The 3588-nt window shown below is 63.2% G+C and carries 4 protein-coding genes; all 4 read right to left on the minus strand.

Annotation, left to right across the window (positions count from 1 at the left end; all coding sequences use genetic code 11):
• Positions 1-192 precede the first annotated feature (192 nt).
• Positions 193-615, minus strand: a complete 423-nt coding sequence (locus NYQ83_RS17720; RefSeq protein WP_261216267.1) for a GFA family protein — start codon at positions 613-615, stop codon at positions 193-195.
• Between the two features lie 93 nt (positions 616-708).
• Positions 709-1302 (minus strand): PIN domain-containing protein, encoded by a 594-nt coding sequence (locus NYQ83_RS17725; RefSeq protein ID WP_261216269.1) that lies wholly within the window; start codon positions 1300-1302, stop codon positions 709-711.
• Positions 1299-1781 carry an excisionase family DNA-binding protein gene (locus tag NYQ83_RS17730; RefSeq protein WP_261216271.1) on the minus strand — a complete coding sequence of 161 codons (483 nt, stop codon included), beginning with the start codon at positions 1779-1781 and terminating at the stop codon, positions 1299-1301. Before NYQ83_RS17730 ends, NYQ83_RS17725 begins: the two co-directional genes overlap by 4 nt.
• Before the next feature lie 419 nt (positions 1782-2200).
• Positions 2201-3382, minus strand: a complete 1182-nt coding sequence (locus NYQ83_RS17735) for a Fic family protein (RefSeq protein ID WP_261216273.1) — start codon at positions 3380-3382, stop codon at positions 2201-2203.
• Positions 3383-3588 lie beyond the last annotated feature (206 nt).

Below are 3588 nucleotides of genomic sequence, written 5' to 3' on the forward strand. Positions count from 1 at the left end.
TCGCCGGGATACGCCCTGGATAAGAATGGAAGCCGGCGATGAAGCGTCAAGCTCCGAAGAGCAGTGCTCCCCGCCGCCGGTGTCGCGGTATATATTCAGACCTCTCCGACCTGTCAACAGACTCATTTCGAAATTCGACAGAGCGTTCGTTCGGCCCCGGTTTTCCGCGATCTCGCGCCCTTCCCCGCCGCCTCACTCCCCAAAGCGGCTCGACGGATCCCGGTCCTGTGCATAGCGATGGCGCAGCGGAAACGCCGGGAGCCAGGATTCCCGCCGCACCGTCCAGCTTTCATAGGTCGGGGCGAACTGATCCGGCTCATCGAGCGCGCCGAGATGGATCTCCACCTCGTCGCCGCTGCGGGCAAACACCGAGGAGCCGCACTGGGCGCAGAAATATCGCCCACGATAATCGGCGGGCCTGCCGGTGACTGTCACGGCATTGTCAGGAAAGATCGCCGAGGCGTGAAAGACCGCCCCGTGATGCTTGCGGCAATCGAGGCAATGGCAAAGCCCGACGCGGTAGGGCCGGTCCGTCGCGACGAACCGCACCTCCCCGCACAGGCATCCGCCGGTGAATGTCTCCCCGGTGAATGTCTCCCCGGTGAATGTCTCCATGGTGCAGCTCCCGGCATTCCACGTTCCGGGCAAGGTCTTGCAAAGACGGGTCCGGCGCAAGCGGATCGCCTGGCATCGAGGTGTTGGTCGTGGTCAGCCCTCGTTTCCGCTCGACGGCATCAGGAGGTCATAGGCTTTGATCATCTCGGCGAGATGCGGGATGCCCGCCCTCGAAAGGCTTTCGAGATAATCCCCGCAATCAAGCGGCGGATCGGCGTAATGCGCAAAATCCTCCCGCACCGCATCGATAAAAAGGCTCGGGGCGAGGCCGAAGACGTCCATCAGGAATCGATCGGGGTGCGTCGCCTCGAGCCGAAAAGCCTCCAGGATCGCGGCCGGAAAATCCTTCTCGTTGAACGTGACGATGACATTGGCCCGCGTCGTGATCGCTGCTGCCACCACATGCCTGTCGTCGGGATCCGGCAGCTCGATGCCGGCAATAAGCGGCTCATATCCTTCCACGAGACAATCCGGCACGGCCGCATTCATCGCCGCACGGGTGCGGGCAAGATCTTCCGGCTTCAGATCGGGCCGATTGCTGATCAGATTGCGGATCCACTCATCGTGAACTGCATCCGTCCACCTGGCGCGGAACAGCTTGGTTTGGGCGACAAAAAGCATGAGGCTCCGCAGCCGCGCGCCATAGAACACATTGGCGTCGATGAGCGCGGTGCAGGTCGAGATCATTCAAGTCGCAGCCGCTTCGCCTCTTCGCTGAGATCTCTGAGAGCGTTCTTCTGCACGTCGCGGCACGCCCGATCATAGGCGATGAGATCGGCGAATCGCACCCTCCGATGGCGTCCGACTTTGCGGAACGCCAGTTTCCCGGCTTCCAGTTGGCGCACCAGATAAGGCCGTGACACGTTGAGATAATCGGCCGCCTGCTGCGTCGTCAGCTCCGCCTCGTGCGGAATCAGCGAGACCGGGGTCCGGCTCGCCATCGCCTCGAGCACCTCGTGGATGAGCGCAACGGCCCTCGCCGGAAGCGGTACGATGACCCGTTGGCCCGCCCCTCCGTCGACGGTGATCTTGACGCTTTGATGGGCCTCCGCGATCGCCTTCAGCCGATCGGCTGCTGTGCGTGCGATGAGAGCCTCCGCCTCGTCTGCCAGGAAAGGCTCATGCGTCTGGTCGATGAGCGCAGAAATGTCGTTTCTCCCATACATCCCGCGCGAGATTGGCGCGTTCTCTTGATCGATTCGCGGCTCGCATCGGCGCGCACTGCCCGCAATATCCGAAACAAACGAAATAAACGAATCGTGCATGCATTCAAGTGCGGTGAGCAAGACCTCCGGCAAAAACGGCAGCCGACTCGCTCACACGGGCGAACGAGCCAGCACGCCATGCGAATCACGCCGCACCCGGCAGCCATCGTTTGCGGCCTCGCGAATCGCCGACCGGCGAGCGAGATGGGGCCGACAGGGCGTCGGGCGTGTCGAACACCCGCTCCCGACCGCACGCGCCACTCTTTCCGCGAGCGGAAATGTCGCAGATAGGCCCGTCACGCGCCCGAGACTTCGCCTGCAAGCTCTGCGCCCGAAGCCGTTCTTCGCCGGGCGGCAGCGAGCTTTTGCGGCAAAACCGTTCAACTGCCGGCGGGCAAGGGATCCGTTCCCTCGCTGAGGATCGCAAGATAACGCTGGTAGCTGAACACCCGCCCCCGCTTGCGCCCGGTGATTTCCGCGACGATGCCCATCTTCTCCAATTCGGCCAGGGCCGCATTGACTGTCGGCGACGACAAGCCAGTTTTCTCGACGAGCAGGTTGGAGCTCAGAAACGCGTTCTGCTGAAAGAGTTCGTGGATGCGCAGCGCCGAACCAGCGCGGTCGCTTTCGTTCGTGATTCGCTCGCGGTCTTCCTTGAAGAGGTCGACGATCCGGGTGGCCGCCTCGAAAGCCTGGTTGGCCGTTTCGGCCACGCCCGCAAGGAAGAAATCGAGCCAGGCCTCCCAGGCGCCGTGCTCGCGCACCTCCTGAAGCAGGCGGTAATAGTCGGCGCGATGGGTCTTCAGATAGAGGCTGAGATAGAGCAGCGGCTTGCGCAGCACCCCGTTGACGCAAAGATACAGCGTCACCAAAAGGCGGCCGATGCGGCCGTTGCCGTCGAGAAACGGATGGATCGTCTCGAACTGGACATGCAGCAGCCCGGCCTTGATCAGGGCCGGCAGGCGCGATTCGTCTTCGTGAATGAAGCGCTCCAGCGCGTCGAGGCAGCCATCGAGTTCGGCGACGGGCGGCGGCACATAGAGCGCGTTCCCGGGGCGCGTGCCTCCGATCCAGTTCTGCGAGCGGCGGAATTCGCCCGGGTCTTTCGTGCCGCCGCGGCCGCTTTTCAAAAGCCGACCATGCATCTCGCGGATGAGGCGCAACGACAAGGGAAGCTCGGCGAGCCGTTCCAGCCCGTACATCATCGCATCGACGTAGTTCGAGACTTCGCGGATGTCGTCGATCGGCCCTCCCGCCCGAGCCTCGGTCTCGAAGCGCAGGAGATCGCTCAGCGTGGATTGCGTCCCCTCGATCTGCGACGAGAGCACCGCCTCCTTGCGCACATACATATAGAGAAAGAGCTCCTGGCGCGGCAGCAGCATGGTGATGCCGTCCAACCGCCCGAGCGCGCGCTCGGCGAGACTCAGGCGATCGAGAAGAGCCAGGACGTCGATCTGCGGCGTCGGCGGCAGAGGCGGCGGAACGAAGGCGCGGACGTTTTCGCCTCCGACAGGCGTTGCGACATATCGGCCGAGGCGCAAATCAGGATCGGAATCGGTCATGGCGCATCCTGGCAGCGCACGCTTATTTAAGCAATACAGCCTTCACTTAAATACCGTACATGCCAGTGTAAGCAGCCTTAAATAGCCTCGCGCGCTCCCGCCCTGTCGCAGCAGACGGAAAGGGCCGCCCGACCGAGCGGGGGTGTGGCGCTCTGTCGACGGGACGTTAGGGCAGCCCCGGAACGCATAAAAGCCCCGCGTGGTGT

The organism is Afifella sp. JA880 (assembly GCF_025379905.1).
In the GTDB taxonomy this organism is placed as follows: domain Bacteria; phylum Pseudomonadota; class Alphaproteobacteria; order Rhizobiales; family Afifellaceae; genus Afifella; species Afifella aestuarii.

Excerpts from the sequence above, each read along its gene's own strand:
- NYQ83_RS17720 (WP_261216267.1), bottom strand. The coding sequence starts at position 615 with ATGGAGACATTCACCGGGGAGACATTCACCGGGGAGACATTCACCGGC.
- NYQ83_RS17725 (WP_261216269.1), bottom strand. The coding sequence starts at position 1,302 with ATGATCTCGACCTGCACCGCGCTCATCGACGCCAATGTGTTCTATGGC.
- NYQ83_RS17730 (WP_261216271.1), bottom strand. The coding sequence starts at position 1,781 with ATGTATGGGAGAAACGACATTTCTGCGCTCATCGACCAGACGCATGAG.
- NYQ83_RS17735 (WP_261216273.1), bottom strand. The coding sequence starts at position 3,382 with ATGACCGATTCCGATCCTGATTTGCGCCTCGGCCGATATGTCGCAACG.